Source organism: Pedobacter sp. CG_S7 (assembly GCF_040544395.1).
Taxonomy (GTDB): Bacteria; Bacteroidota; Bacteroidia; order Sphingobacteriales; family Sphingobacteriaceae; genus Pedobacter.
Window position 1 is genome coordinate 132,009 of sequence record NZ_JBEONS010000006.1, and the last position, 14,124, is coordinate 146,132.

The following is a 14,124-nucleotide window of genomic DNA, read 5'->3' on the forward strand; positions in this document are numbered from 1 at the left end:
AAATTTACTGCTTAAGTTTTGACAATAACCAGGCACTCATTTTTTCGTTCTGCTCAGGCAATGACCTATGTCCGGCTTCTTTATAAATAACCAGTTCCTTTGGTGAGGGTATAGCATTATAAGCAGCGTACATCGATGTTGGCGGACAAGTTTCATCATTAAAACCCCAGGTATAAAAACCTGGAACAGTTAATTGTTTAGCAAAATTCACTACATCATAATATTTACTGGTTTCCAGTTTATCTTTTTTGTTGTTAAAAGCCAGATTATCCTTACTAAAAAGATGTGGCCAGCCTCCTGCACGGTGATGTAAATAACCCGTTAAATCACAAAGTGCAGGATAATAAGCCCCAAGAAAATTTACCCGGGAATCTAAAGCTGCAGTCACAATAGAAAGTGCGCCACCTTGACTACCCCCATAAACAGCCATGTTCTTTCCGTCATACTCCGGTAGCGAAGCCAGAAAATCTAGAGCCCTTACACAACCCAGATAAACACGCTTATAATAATAATTTTCTTTTTCATCCAAATTAGTGGAAGCATATTGGTAAAGGCCACCATTACTTAAGTTTTGATAAACTTGTGCATCCATATCCACAGGAATACCATGAATACCAATCTGCAGTGTTATAACCCCTTTCTCAGCAAGAGAAATATCACCTTTATAACCCCTTATTCCAGCACCTGGAACATTTAAAACTACTGGATATTTACCAGCTAATTTGGGCACACAGAGTATGCCATAAACCCTTGAACGGTGAATATTTTGAATATTTATCCGGTAAACATTAACCTTTTCGGTAGAAGACTCCTGGATGAACTCAACTTTAGGATCTATGGGGATGCTGGAAAGCTGTTTAATGGAATTCTGCCAAAAAAGTTTAAAATCTTCGGGCAATTCGATTGTAGGCTTGATCATTTCTGGCGAAAAGGCTGCAGTGGCAGTGCTTTTAACTGTTTTCCCATTCATCTCTGCAGTGATGTTATACCTTAAAAAACCCGGATTATCCATTGTATAACCTTTGAGTACAAAATTGCCTTTGTTACCAAGTAGTACAGAATCAGACTTTAAAGCATCCATTTTCTCAGGACCAATTTGATATTTAACCTTTACTTTTTCAGACTTTTTTCCATTGTGCAAAACCGTCACTGTAAACTCAGGTTTTTCACCCAGTTTATACACCCAATCTTTATGATCTGCTTTAATACTTAGGGAAAGAGAATCTTTATCAATTACTGCCCCAAAAGAAACATTAAATGAAAGAAGAGTGATCATGATTAAACCGTACCCTCTTCTGTAAAAGGTCCGGAAATTTTTATTAGCTATATTCATTTGGTTATGTTAATTTACACGCTACACTATATCCTGAAAGGCAAACAAATATAATAAAGAAAACTAATATTTTTACCAGACCTATTTCTATAAAATTGATCTGAAAAGTTATACTATCCGAAATTAGATTTCGACGATAAATTTGTTTACCGGCATTTGTCAATACCAATTATTTTAAGACATTTGCCTATTAAACAAATTTCCATAAAAAACCTATGAGCTTTATCCTTAAGCCGGTTGACACTGTTGAAAACATTAGTCCGGAAGATTTCAAAAAGAACTACCTGGATGCCAGAAGACCGCTAATTATCAAAGGATTAACTAAAAACTGGCCTGCAAGGGAAAAATGGACAACTGACTATTTCAAGCAAATTGCAGGAGCCATTGAGGTAAGTTTGATGGATAACTCGAAAGCAGACCCCAGCAAACCCATTAATGCTTCGGTGGCGAAAATGAAATTTGGCGATTACCTTGACCTCATTAAAGCTAAGCCGACAGAACTACGTATTTTTTTCTTTAACCTTTTCAAACACGCACCACAACTAGTAGATGACATTGTGATTCCTAAAGATTTAATGGGTGGTTTTATTGAAAGTATGCCTGCCATGTTCTTTGGCGGCTCTAGTTCGGTCACTTTTTTACACTACGATATCGACCTGCCCCACCTTTTCCATACCCACTTTGGCGGCAGAAAGCACATCATCCTGTTTGATAATAAATGGAAAAAACGGCTCTATTGCATTCCTAATGCCACCTATGCATTAGAAGATTATGATGTTGCCAATCCAGACTTCGAAAAATTCCCTGCTTTAAAAGGTGTAGAAGGATATGAATTGTTTTTAGAACATGGAGACACCCTTTTTATGCCTACCGGGATGTGGCACTGGATGAAATACCTCGATGGCTCCTTCTCGCTGAGCCTGCGCGCCTGGGATGCTTCCCTTACCCGTAAAGCACAAAGTGTTTTAAACCTTGCCATTAAAGGCGGGTTAGACAGCGTGCTGAAAATGATCTTCAAGGCACGCTATGCAAAATTTAGAGAACAACTAGCAATAAAACGAGCTGAGCGTGCATTAGCTAAGCATCGACTATAAAAATGACATCCATTTTAAAATAGTTCAGTTTCAAACTTTTACCTTCGCTAATTCGTTATCTACATGCTATGAGGGGTTATCAATTTTCGAACTATATTCCAGACGACTTACCTAAGGGGGGATTTGAAGAATTGCTAAAGCTGTTTACGCAATTATTAAATTACACTGCAGGTGATGCCGGTGAAACGCTTTCCTGGATGAATGAATTGGATAAACAGTATAAGTTTACCAACAACGACTATGGAATGGGTAATTTCATCGACGAGCTGAAAGACAAAGGTTATTTGAAGGAAAACCCTAAAGATGGGCAATTAGAAATTACCGGTAAAACGGAACAAACCATTCGCCAGTCTGCCCTGGAAGAGATTTTCGGAAAGCTTAAAAAAGCAGGAAAGGGAAACCACAACAGCAACATTTCCGGAATTGGTGAAGAGAAAAATGCAGACCGCAGAGAGTTTTCTTTCGGCGACAGCCTGGATCAGATTGACATGACTACCTCCATCCAAAATGCACAGATTAACCACGGCATCAACAATTTTACGCTTACTGAACGCGATCTCGAAGTAGAAGAAAAAGACTTTAAAACCCTTACCTCTACAGTGCTCATGATCGATATCTCTCATTCCATGATTTTATATGGGGAAGATCGCATCACCCCTGCAAAAAAAGTAGCCATGGCATTAGCAGAGCTGATTAAAACCCGATACCCTAAAGACACCCTTGATATTGTTGTCTTTGGTAACGATGCCTGGACCATTACTGTTAAAGATTTGCCTTATTTACAGGTAGGCCCCTACCACACCAATACTTTTGCCGGTTTAGAACTTGCCGTAGATTTGCTGCGCCGCAGAAAAACACATAACAAGCAAATCTTTATGATTACCGATGGTAAACCTACCTGCTTAAAAGAAAATGGACGCTATTATAAAAACAGCATGGGTTTGGACAGAAAAGTAATAAACAAAACGCTAAACATGGCCGCCCAGTGTAAAAGACTCAATATCCCTATCACAACTTTCATGATTGCCCAGGATCCTTACCTTCAACAATTTGTAAGAGACTTTACAAAAGTAAATGGCGGCAGGGCTTTTTACAGTTCCCTAAGTGGATTGGGTGAATATATATTTGAAGATTACATTAAAAACAGAAGAAAAACAATACGCTAAGCAGGAAAGAAATTGATAGATATGGATTACACAAAAATAAATACGCTCGGTGAATTAAAAGCCGCCAATTACATTTCCTTACCAGTTAAAGATGAACTGCGTAAAAACCTGATCAAACAACTTCAGGCAAAAGACGCTGGTTTTGAAGGTATTCTGGGCTATGACGAAACCGTTATCCCTGAATTACAAACCGCCATACTATCCCGTCATAATATTTTATTATTAGGTTTACGCGGGCAAGCGAAAACCAGAATAGCCCGTTTAATGGTTAATTTATTAGACGAATATATTCCTTACGTAACCGGAAGCGAGATCTTTGACGATCCTTTAAAACCTATTTCCTGGTTTGCCAAACACCAGATTTTAATCCATGCCGATAAGACTCCGGTAAGCTGGCAACACCGTTCAGAACGCTACACCGAAAAACTCGCTACACCTGATGTTACCGTAGCCGACTTAATTGGCGATGTAGATCCTATTAAAGCTGCAACACTCAAATTAACCTACAATGATGAGCGTGTTATCCACTTTGGCTTAATCCCACGTGCACACCGCAGCATTTTCGTTATCAATGAACTGCCAGACTTACAAGCTAGAATTCAGGTGGCCTTATTTAACATGCTTCAGGAAAAAGATATCCAGATTCGTGGGTTTAAACTCCGCCTTCCATTAGATGTGCAATTTGTATTTACCGCAAACCCTGAAGATTATACCAACCGTGGCTCCATTGTTACGCCGCTTAAAGACCGTATTGAAAGTCAGATCCTTACCCATTACCCCAAAAACATCAGTATCTCCAGAAAAATCACTTCTCAGGAAGCAAAGCTTACCGATGAGCAGAAAACACTTATCGAAGTTGATGGATTGGTAAAAAACCTGGTAGAACAAGTGGCCTTTGAAGCACGTAAAAGTGAATTTATTGATCAAAAATCTGGCGTTTCCGCAAGGTTAACTATCTCAGCCTACGAAAACCTGATCAGCACTGCCGAGCGCAGAATGCTCATTAATGGCGAGAAAAAAACTACCGTCCGCCTGTCTGATCTTACCGGAATCATTCCTGCCATTACAGGAAAAATAGAACTCGTATATGAAGGAGAGCTTGAAGGACCAGCAAAAGTGGCAAATATCCTTATCGGCAAAGCCATAAAAACCTTGTTCTCCCTTTATTTTCCAGATCCCGAGAAAGCCAAGAAGAGTAAAACCGCCAACCCTTATCTTGAAATTACGGAATGGTTTACTGATGGCAATACGCTCGACTTATTAGATAGTTTAAGCGATGCTCAATACAAAAAAGCACTAATACAAGTTAGCGGTTTAAATGAACTCGTTAAAAGTTTTCATCCAAAACTGAGTGGCAACCAGACTTTGTTGTTAATGGAATTTGCTTTACATGGTCTGGCAGAATATTCTCAACTCAATAAAGATTACCACGAAGGTGGTTTTGGCTTTTCAGATATGTTCGACAGCCTGTTTAGCAATGAGCGAGATGAAGACGATGATATAGATTTTAGATAAAATGGGGAGAATACTTTTCTTGATTTTCCTAACGTTGATCATGTTGGCTTTGGACTACTATTGTTATAAAGCCATATTAGCCGTTTTTAAAAATTGGAAACATCAAAATAAAACCTTGTTTACGGTAGTTTGGTGGACTTACACCAGCATCTTGACCATAGGTGTTTTTGTAGGCATCTATTTAAACCTGTTTCTTTCGTTGAGGGCCATCATTTTAGTAGCGTACTTTTTAACGGTAACCTGCAAATTAGTACTTGTTCCCTTTCTGGTGATTGATGATTTACGCAGGGTGGTGATTGTCTTTTTAAGGAAAACACGTAAACCTGAACCAGCCCTAGCAGCCGAAGTAACTACCGATGCCATTAGCCGTTCTTCCTTTTTAGTTAAAACAGGTTTAGTGGTAGCAGCCATTCCTTTAACTTCACTCTCTTGGGGTATTGTTTCAGGTGCATACGATTACAGAATAAAAAGGGTAAAACTCGTATTACCCAACTTGCCGAAAGCTTTCGACGGCATAAAAATGGCACAGGTGTCAGACATCCATTCCGGCAGTTTCTATAACCAGAGAGCGGTGAATGGTGGTATAGATATGCTGCTGGCTGAAAAGCCAGACTTTGTTTTCTTTACCGGAGATCTGGTTAACGATAAGGCTTCTGAAATGCGTCACTATCAGGATATTTTTGCCCGCGTAAAAGCTCCGCTAGGTGTTTACTCTACCCTGGGCAACCATGATTATGGCGATTACCATTATGGCAAAGACCCTTCGCCGGCAAAAGCAAAAAACCTGGAGGACGTTATTAAAACCCATAAAATTATGGGCTGGGATTTGCTAATGAACGAAAACCGGCGCTTAAAAGTAGATGGAGAAGAAATCGGTATTGTAGGAATAGAAAATTGGGGCATGGGTCGTTTCCCTAAATACGGCCGCATGGATCTGGCGATGGAAAATACTGCAGACCTTCCGGTAAAGCTGTTGTTGAGTCATGACCCCTCCCATTGGCGCGGACAAGTATTAGAAAAATACCCTGAAGTTGATGCCATGTTTAGTGGGCACACCCATGGTATGCAATTTGGTGTGCGCCTTAAAAACATACAATGGAGCCCTGTTCAATATATTTATAAAGAATGGGCAGGTCTTTACCAGGAAAAACACCAGCAACTCTATGTCAATGTAGGCTATGGTTTTCTTGGCTACCCTGGCAGGGTAGGTATTTTGCCAGAAATAACCATATTCGAATTAAAGCGGGCTTAATTAACCCGCATTAAAACGGTAACCTAAGCCACGTACGGTGAGCAACAACTGTGGATTATCTGGATTAGCCTCTATCTTTTTACGCAACCTTACAATATGCATATCAAGCGTACGCGTATTTACATCCGAATTATAACCCCAAACAACCAGCATCAGCTCTTCACGATTAACTACATTATTCGGGTTACGCAAAAAATACAATAAGATCCTGTTTTCCAGAATCGTTAGCTCAATTTTCTTGCCGTCTCTTATTAAACTGTGAATATTCGGATGATGTTCTGTATCACCAAAACGATGAATTTCTGATTTATCATTATTCAACAAGTACTTAACCTTACTTTCCAGCATGGCTACCAAAACATCCATGTTAAAAGGCTTGGTTACATAATCTGAAGCACCGAAGTTATAAGCATCAATTTTATCGACATCCTGCGCTTTGGCAGTCATCATAATGATGAGGTTATCAAAACCAAGTTTACGCACCTCTTCACAAACCTGTGCACCTTGTATGCCTGGCAACATCCAATCCAAGAGAACGATGTCAGGTTTTTCTACTAGGATCATTTCCTTTGCAGTTTCCCCGTCGCCAGCTTCCAACAACTCATAACCCTCTGTTTTCAAACGATGGACTACTAAAAAGCGTAAATTCTCATCATCTTCAACTATTAATATTTTAATTCCTTTAGACATTTATTTTAATCATTAAAAGGTAATACAATTTTAAACTCAGTTCCTTTATTTACAGTACTTTTAACTGTAATCTCGCCTTTCATAAAATTAACAAGCTCTTTACAAAAAGCCAGGCCCAAACCAACGCTACCATTTTGGTTATATATATTTTGAATGCGAAAAAACTTCTTAAATATACTGCCAATTTGGGGCGTAGGAATACCGATTCCCTTATCAGTAAACGTAAAAATTACTTTTCCTTTATGTAGCCTAGCAGTAATATGCAATTTTTTACGTTCAGGAGGCGAATATTTATAGGCATTTTCGGCAAGATTATCAAATAAGCTGCCCAACAATACCGGATCGGTTATAAAAGTACTAAAACCAGCAACATCATAAGTAAAATCAAAGTCAGGATGTTTCAACTGATGCGATTCAATGGTGCTTTCTATAAAATCGCGGATGTTAATTTCATCCTCGTTCAGTTGTATAGCTTTATTTTCAATTTGCGTAAAAGCCAATAGTTTATTCATTAAGCCGTTCAGCTTATCGGCTTCCTCATCAAGTATCCTACCATAAAGCTTCAGTTCCCTATCTGTTAATGAAGTTGCACTTTTAATATTATTACCCGCAATTTTAATTACACTTACAGGGGTTTTAAACTCGTGGGTAAGGTTGTTCACAAAGTCATACTGCAATTTAAACATACGGTGATTAATGTTTAAATTACGGAAAATTAAAAAAGCTACTAGCACCAATATACCGTAAAAAGCAAGCACTACCAAAGCTATAGGCAAGAAATAAAGCAAAATCTCCTTGTCCAAAAAGGTTTTGGCAGAGATAAAATAAAGTTTATAATCAGAAAAAGGGCCGGGTAAAGTAATTTCGGTCGACTTGAAATCCCATGTCATATCCAGCGGATCATAAGTAAGTGGTGCAATTCTGATATTCTGGTATAAATGTTTATAGCGGTTAATGATTTTAATTTTAAAAGGATCGAGGTGAAAAGTCAGCATGTCCTGTTGGTAAACAGGTGCAGGATCGAGTTTTTTCCGCAGCATTTGCTTGTACACCTTCAAGTCATCAAACCTGGGGAAGTTGAGGTAAGTAATTCTATTAGAGCGAACGATACTTAAATTACTAAAAAGCTGATCTTGTGTGGGTGCTTTTGTGGTATCTAAGCTTTCGATAAAGGAAATCAATTTTATTCCCAGCGTATTAAAATCATCCCCTCTTTTAAAGGTTTGATGTCCCTCTGTTGAAAATAGCTTGATAGAATCAGCAGAGATATAGCTACCAAACTGGTAAATTGCCCTTGGTCCGAAAGAAAAATATCCTGTATTCAAACCATCTTTCACGGTGCCGTTGGTGATTTCAGAATCATAAAAAACCACCCTTGAAACAAAAGGATACTCCAGTAACAGCGTATCGACATATTTTGCTGTAGTAGCAGAATCAAGGTAACCATTATAGTAGGAAACTTCTGGCAACTTGTTTTGAAAAAAATCATTGTAAGGCTGTATACTTTCTTCTAAAACCTTTACTTTCTCTGAAACAAATTCATTCTCGACAAATTTTTTACTGAAGTTATAGACAAAAAACAAGGACAAGATGAGCAGCCCCGACATTAAAATGATGAAAGTAACGATGAGGTAAAAATTCTTACGGTAACCGCTTTTCTTTTCTAAAGTCATCACCATTCAGGTTATTTCTTTTTTAAATGGTTATTAAGGAACAGCTCCAGGGCAAGGTAATATTTTTGCTTGTCTACTCCTGTATGCTTTTGAGTATCATCAAAAGATTTCTCCAGGAAAGTGATGTCCTGGTTCTGCTTATTAAGTTCTTTCACAAACTGTACCACTTCGCCCAGATTGACCCATTTATCATTAGCACTTTGCGCAATAAACACGGGCACCTTAATTTTATCGGCATGAAAAACTGGTGATGCCTGTCGCATATAAGCCACATCAGTAACCGGGTTACCAATAATATCATAAAACAATTGGAGGTTACCCTTTAAAAAAGGGGGAATAGTTTTTAAATAGCTGAACAGGTTGATAACACCAGAATTAGAAGCCGCACAGGCATAAGTTCCAGGATTAGTATAAAGGCTATTTAAGGCGATGTATCCACCAAAACCGGAGCCATAGATGGCCACTTTTTTGGCATTAACAATATGTTGTTTAACCAGCCACCTTACACCATCTTCAATATCATCATTAATTTTGGCTCCCCATTGTTTAAGACCAGCGGCAGCAAAACTTTTACCGTAGCCAGAAGAGCCTCTGTAATTAGCCTGAAAAACCGCATAACCCCTGTTAGCAAAAAACTGCACCTCGGCATTGTAATTCCAGCTGCTGCGGTTAATTAGTCCATTATGAGTAAGCACAACCAAGGGAAGGTTATTAGGTGCTGCATTTTTGGGAAGGGTAAGGTAGCCATGTATCGTTAATCCATCTCTGGAACTATAAGTAATGGGCTTCACATCGCTCATCTCTTTCTCCTTAATTACTGGATTATTGTCGCTTAATTTCTTTAAGCTATTTGTAGCAACGGTATATAAATAATAAGAACCCGGATTTTTATCAGTGTAAGTACTTAACAAAAATACATTCTCCGTTTTATCATGGTCAATAATTCTGGATTCGGTTTCCGGCAACAGCTTTTCAATTCGCTGGTAAAAATTCTTTACCGAATCATCCAGGTAGAACTTTTCTTTCTTCCATGTTTCACAAACCACAAAAGCAACCCGCTTAATACTCATTGAATATTGTGCTTCCACAACATTCAGTGTATCATTGCTAAACAACACACTCATTTCCTTTCCTGTATTACCATCAATTTCTACGAGTGCATTTTTATCGCGGTTAACATTAGAAATGGCGTAAATTACATTTGGCCGGGTATCAGAAAATGCAATAGGAATTAAAGTAGTTTTAAAATCATTAGTAAGGACAGGCTTAAAAGGCCGACTTTCATCTTCCCGGTATAAGAGCGTTTGATTTACGCCATCGCTAGCGGTAGCTAACCTTAACTTCGCTTTTGCATCAGTGTACCAATTGGTAATGTTCCCTGGGTTTTTTACCGCCATTTCCATTTTACCATTCCTAACATTTAAACGATAAACATCGAATACGGTAGAATCTCTACGGTTTGATGAAACCAACAAATATTTGTTATCGATCAGCTGATCTTTTAGTATCCTTAACCTGCTGTTCTCCTCACCTTTTAATTGTCGCTCGTTTTTACCATCTTTATTAACAATGAACAAAGAAACATTATTACGCAATGGATTTTTTTTATAATAAACCAACTCCTTATCGCTCACCCAAAAGTAATATTTTATGTTTTTATCATTAAAATTAGTGATTTGTGTGGTATGGCCTGTGGCAATATCTTCAATAACAATGTTTTGAATGTTATTTTCTAATTTCAAATAAGAAAGGCTATTACCATCTGGAGCAAGGGCAAAGCCAGATTTAGCCTCTTCTTTAAAAAAATCTGCTACAGGAATTTCCTTCACCTGCTCTTTACAAGCAAAGAATAAAGGAAGAAGCAACAGCCATACGTATCTAATTGTTCCTGTCATAATCATCATTCACTAACAAAGATACTCAACCCCTTCAAGCCTTTAATACACTACACCAACATTGTTACTTTATGTAATGTTATAGAGCTCAAAATATAGAAATTTGTATTGGAATAATCAAATACCTTATTTTATAGTTTTATCTTTGCAGTATGTTTTTATATAATGTTACCCATATCGTTGAAGATACTGTAGTAGACGACTGGTTGTTATGGATGGAGAAAGTTCATGTACCTAAAATAATGGCTACTGGAAAGTTTATTACCCATAAATCATGGCGGATAATTGATTCGCCGAATGAAGGTAGTACCTACAGCAACCAATTCTTTTTTGAAGAATTGGAACAGTACGTAGCCTATATGGAAACTTTCGCTCCTGAATTTGAATTAGAAATTAAGGAAAGATTTGGCGAAAATGTATTGTCTTTCACTTCCATCATGCAAGACGTTTTATAGGATGAGGATTTCAAATACACCCATACTTGATCTTCTATTGATAGAGCCGAAGGTTTGGAAAGATAACCGTGGTTATTTTTACGAGAGTTACAGCGCCAAGGCTTTTGCCGAAGCTGGTGTTGATGTTAATTTTGTGCAGGATAACCAATCCTTTTCACAAAAAGGAATTTTACGTGGCCTGCATGCACAAAAAGCACCATTTGCACAAGGAAAACTGGTCCGTGTAATACAGGGCAGCGTATTGGATGTGGCGGTAGATGCCCGTAAGGGTTCACCTACTTTTGGCCAGCATTATGATGTAGTGCTAAGTGGCGAAAACCATAAACAGCTGTGGGTGCCGCCTGGTTTTCTGCATGGCTTTTTGACCCTGGAGGATAACACCATATTTACTTACAAGGTGACTCAATATTACGATAAAGTTTCTGAAGTGGGCGTGGTATGGAATGACCCATATCTAAATATAAACTGGAGTGAGGACATTGCTGAAGACGACCTTATTTTATCAGATAAAGATTTGGTATTGCCTTTGTTTAAAGACTTTGATAGTCCGTTTTAATTGGGATATTTTATTGGCTGAATGCGGGAACCTCGGTTCTGGAATCTAGCATTAGCATCAAAAAAAAGAAGAATAAAATTTTTATATTTTAATATGACACCCGATTTTTAAAAAAATCGGGTGTTTTTGTTTGTACAGAAAACGGTAAATTTAAATGATAGTAAACTTAACCAGTATATTATTAAATATACTGGTTAAGTTTAGCTAATAGTCAATAGTGATATAAGGCAGACCTGAGCCGGACCTTGTACCGGTTTTCCGCAACGAGGTCCCTAACAGCTCCGAACATGGTCGGTATAAGGTGGGTGCTAATACTAAGTCACATAAGATGCTCATTCTGTTAAAACACCAGCAATGGTCTGCCCTTTATTGGAATGATTTTTGACAATTTTGCCTGCATTATTATGTGTGCTTCTTTTGGATCTTCCATGCATGAATCCAGTTGCAGGATTTTCAAATACCTTAAATAACGCAGCAGATACTATCGGGAACCTGTTGGGATCAAGTTAGAAAAAGTAAAGATACGGCAGTGCTAGATCTTATTTTTTTCGAGGAAGGTTTTTAATGGTTGGTATAAAAAAAAAGGTAATATCGTTATGTTAAATATCTTCGGAGATAAAGTTGTGGATTTTAACCGTCAATTGCGTTATTCGGGTAAACTTCCGGAAGGTTTTCAAGTGCTGAACCCCTATGTGGATAATCCGGAAACGATGAAGGTGATGCAGGAATTCTATAATAAGTTCTATTGCGATTCCAATCGTCGAAAACTTATCCTTGGTATCAACCCGAGCCGTCATGGCGCCGGCGTAACTGGCGTACCATTTACCGATACCAAAAGATTGCAGAATGTTTGTGACATTAAAATGCATTCCGCACACACACACGAAATCTCTTCTGTTTTTATGTATGATATGATCGCCGAATATGGTGGTGTGAAAGATTTCTATAGTCAATTTTACATCAATTCCCCATTTCCACTAGCTATTATACGATTAACAAAGGAACGAAAATGGATAAATGCCAATTACTACGATGATGAGATGCTGTTTGAAATGGTAAAGGATTTCATGATTTGGGCGCTAAAAAAACATATAAGTCTGGGATTAGATACTTCTGAGGTTTTTGTGCTTGGAAAGAGAAATGCCCTTTTTATCCGCAAGCTAAACAAAGAGGCCCAGTTATTTGAGCGTTTAAAAATATTGGAACATCCCCGATTCATTCAGCAATACAAATACAGGGAAAAACAGCTTTACATTAATAAGTACATCCTAACATTGAATAACCAGTTATGAGTGTGGTGAAGAACAAAACGATTTATACCATAGGGCATTCTACGCACAGTATCGATGTATTTTTAGATATGCTCAAATCTTTTGACATCAAAATTCTGGCTGATATACGCCGTTTGCCAGGCTCTCGAAAATTTCCGCAATTTGATAAAGAATATCTAAAAATCGCATTGAAAGAAGCAGGAATAGAATATATCCATCTCGCTGACCTAGGCGGAAGGAGAAAGGCAAAAAAAGACTCAAAAAACAACCGATGGAACAATGCTTCTTTTAAAGGTTACGCCGATTATATGGAAACCAACGAATTTGAAAATGCCGTTGAAAACTTACAGAACATTGCCCTAAAACAAACCACAGCCTACATGTGTTCTGAAGCAGTATGGTGGCGGTGTCACCGTTCCATGGTGTCAGATTATCTTAAAGCAAAAGATTGGCAAGTCTTTCACATTATGGCCATCGAGAAAGCTCGGGAACATCCCTATACATCACCCGCAATTGTTGTTGGTGAAGAAATATCGTATTCGGATGAAATTTAAAATTATTTGTATGGATGAAACAATTTACCCCTCTATATTCAAAAAAAGTATTTACTTAATCCCTAAATAAATATTGATGTAAAACAAAAAAGGCCACTCATTTCTTCAATGAGCAACCTTTTAAGTAACCACTCAGGTTCCCTCTAACTTACTTTACTGACCTGAAAAATCGTTTAAGGTGTTATTTTCTTTGGATTTTATTTTCAGAAAAAAGCGGGGTTTTATCCACATTCTACTGTAGAACTTTAGGTGATATTTCTAGGTTTAACAGTATAAAAAGCTGTTTTTTGTGTATACAGAAGCTGCAAAGATGGATAACAAAGATTTTCTGAAACTTGTTGAAATTCTCGAAAGGGAATCTGCTGCCCGTATCGCTTCTGAAGCTTCAAGAATATCAGAAAGTACAGCTTTTCAGCAAACCATTAAAGATCTAAATTCCACAATCGAAAAGCTTAATGAAACTATCGGATCTCTTCTGGAAGAAAACCGTTTATTAAAAGGCCCAAAAAAGAATAGCAGGAACAGTTCTGTCCCTCCATCTAAAGATGAAAACCGTCCCCAAAAAACTAGTAGTTTAAGACCGTTGCAAGGCAATATGTGATTTAACTAATTGATTAACAATAAATTACACTTGTTTTTTTTGTTATTTAGGATATTTTTATGTATTTTA

The 14,124-nt window shown here is 37.8% G+C and carries 13 protein-coding genes; 9 read left to right on the forward strand and 4 right to left on the reverse strand.

The annotated features are described in order from the left end of the window. Positions 1-4: 4 nt before the first annotated feature. Complete coding sequence (locus AAKU52_RS05835; protein WP_354331216.1) at positions 5-1,333, reverse strand: acetylxylan esterase; 1,329 nt, start codon at positions 1,331-1,333, stop codon at positions 5-7. Between the two features lie 215 nt (positions 1,334-1,548). Here AAKU52_RS05835 and AAKU52_RS05840 point away from each other — a divergent pair, with 215 nt between their 5' ends. The 4 genes from AAKU52_RS05840 to AAKU52_RS05855 all read left to right on the forward strand — a co-directional run bounded on the left by AAKU52_RS05840 (position 1,549) and on the right by AAKU52_RS05855 (position 6,360). Further along, positions 1,549-2,427: a cupin-like domain-containing protein gene (locus AAKU52_RS05840; protein WP_354331218.1), complete on the forward strand. Its 879-nt coding sequence runs from the start codon at positions 1,549-1,551 to the stop codon at positions 2,425-2,427. Between the two features lie 68 nt (positions 2,428-2,495). Further along, on the forward strand, positions 2,496-3,593 hold the full coding sequence (locus AAKU52_RS05845; protein ID WP_354331220.1) for a vWA domain-containing protein: 1,098 nt from the start codon (positions 2,496-2,498) through the stop codon (positions 3,591-3,593). Positions 3,594-3,614: 21 nt separating this feature from the next. Next, positions 3,615-5,108 (forward strand): sigma 54-interacting transcriptional regulator, encoded by a 1,494-nt coding sequence (locus AAKU52_RS05850; RefSeq protein ID WP_354331222.1) that lies wholly within the window; start codon positions 3,615-3,617, stop codon positions 5,106-5,108. A gap of 1 nt (position 5,109) precedes the next feature. Further along, complete coding sequence (locus AAKU52_RS05855) at positions 5,110-6,360, forward strand: metallophosphoesterase (protein WP_354331224.1); 1,251 nt, start codon at positions 5,110-5,112, stop codon at positions 6,358-6,360. On the opposite strand, the gene AAKU52_RS05860 is transcribed toward AAKU52_RS05855, so the two are convergent. From AAKU52_RS05860 to AAKU52_RS05870, 3 genes are read right to left on the reverse strand one after another with little or no spacing between them, the layout of a single operon-like run. Beyond that, the gene (locus tag AAKU52_RS05860) at positions 6,361-7,050 is read right to left on the reverse strand and encodes a response regulator transcription factor (protein WP_354331226.1); all 690 of its coding nucleotides are present in this window, start codon (positions 7,048-7,050) and stop codon (positions 6,361-6,363) included. A gap of 5 nt (positions 7,051-7,055) precedes the next feature. Further along, positions 7,056-8,729, reverse strand: a complete 1,674-nt coding sequence (locus AAKU52_RS05865) for a sensor histidine kinase (RefSeq protein ID WP_354331229.1) — start codon at positions 8,727-8,729, stop codon at positions 7,056-7,058. A gap of 5 nt (positions 8,730-8,734) precedes the next feature. Further along, positions 8,735-10,618: a S9 family peptidase gene (locus AAKU52_RS05870; RefSeq protein ID WP_354331231.1), complete on the reverse strand. Its 1,884-nt coding sequence runs from the start codon at positions 10,616-10,618 to the stop codon at positions 8,735-8,737. 152 nt (positions 10,619-10,770) lie between these two features. On the opposite strand from AAKU52_RS05870, the gene AAKU52_RS05875 reads away from it, so the two are divergent. The 5 genes from AAKU52_RS05875 to AAKU52_RS05895 all read left to right on the forward strand — a co-directional run bounded on the left by AAKU52_RS05875 (position 10,771) and on the right by AAKU52_RS05895 (position 14,055). Further along, a complete protein-coding gene (locus tag AAKU52_RS05875; RefSeq protein ID WP_354331233.1) occupies positions 10,771-11,073 on the forward strand; it encodes a DUF4286 family protein in 303 nt (100 codons plus the stop codon). Position 11,074: 1 nt separating this feature from the next. Next, positions 11,075-11,629: a dTDP-4-dehydrorhamnose 3,5-epimerase gene (gene rfbC / locus AAKU52_RS05880; RefSeq protein WP_354331235.1), complete on the forward strand. Its 555-nt coding sequence runs from the start codon at positions 11,075-11,077 to the stop codon at positions 11,627-11,629. Between the two features lie 596 nt (positions 11,630-12,225). Beyond that, positions 12,226-12,921 carry an SMUG2 DNA glycosylase family protein gene (locus AAKU52_RS05885; RefSeq protein ID WP_354331236.1) on the forward strand — a complete coding sequence of 232 codons (696 nt, stop codon included), beginning with the start codon at positions 12,226-12,228 and terminating at the stop codon, positions 12,919-12,921. Next, positions 12,918-13,454: a DUF488 domain-containing protein gene (locus AAKU52_RS05890; protein WP_354331238.1), complete on the forward strand. Its 537-nt coding sequence runs from the start codon at positions 12,918-12,920 to the stop codon at positions 13,452-13,454. Before AAKU52_RS05885 ends, AAKU52_RS05890 begins: the two co-directional genes overlap by 4 nt. Before the next feature lie 289 nt (positions 13,455-13,743). Continuing rightward, a complete protein-coding gene (locus tag AAKU52_RS05895; protein WP_354331240.1) occupies positions 13,744-14,055 on the forward strand; it encodes a hypothetical protein in 312 nt (103 codons plus the stop codon). Positions 14,056-14,124: the final 69 nt, after the last annotated feature.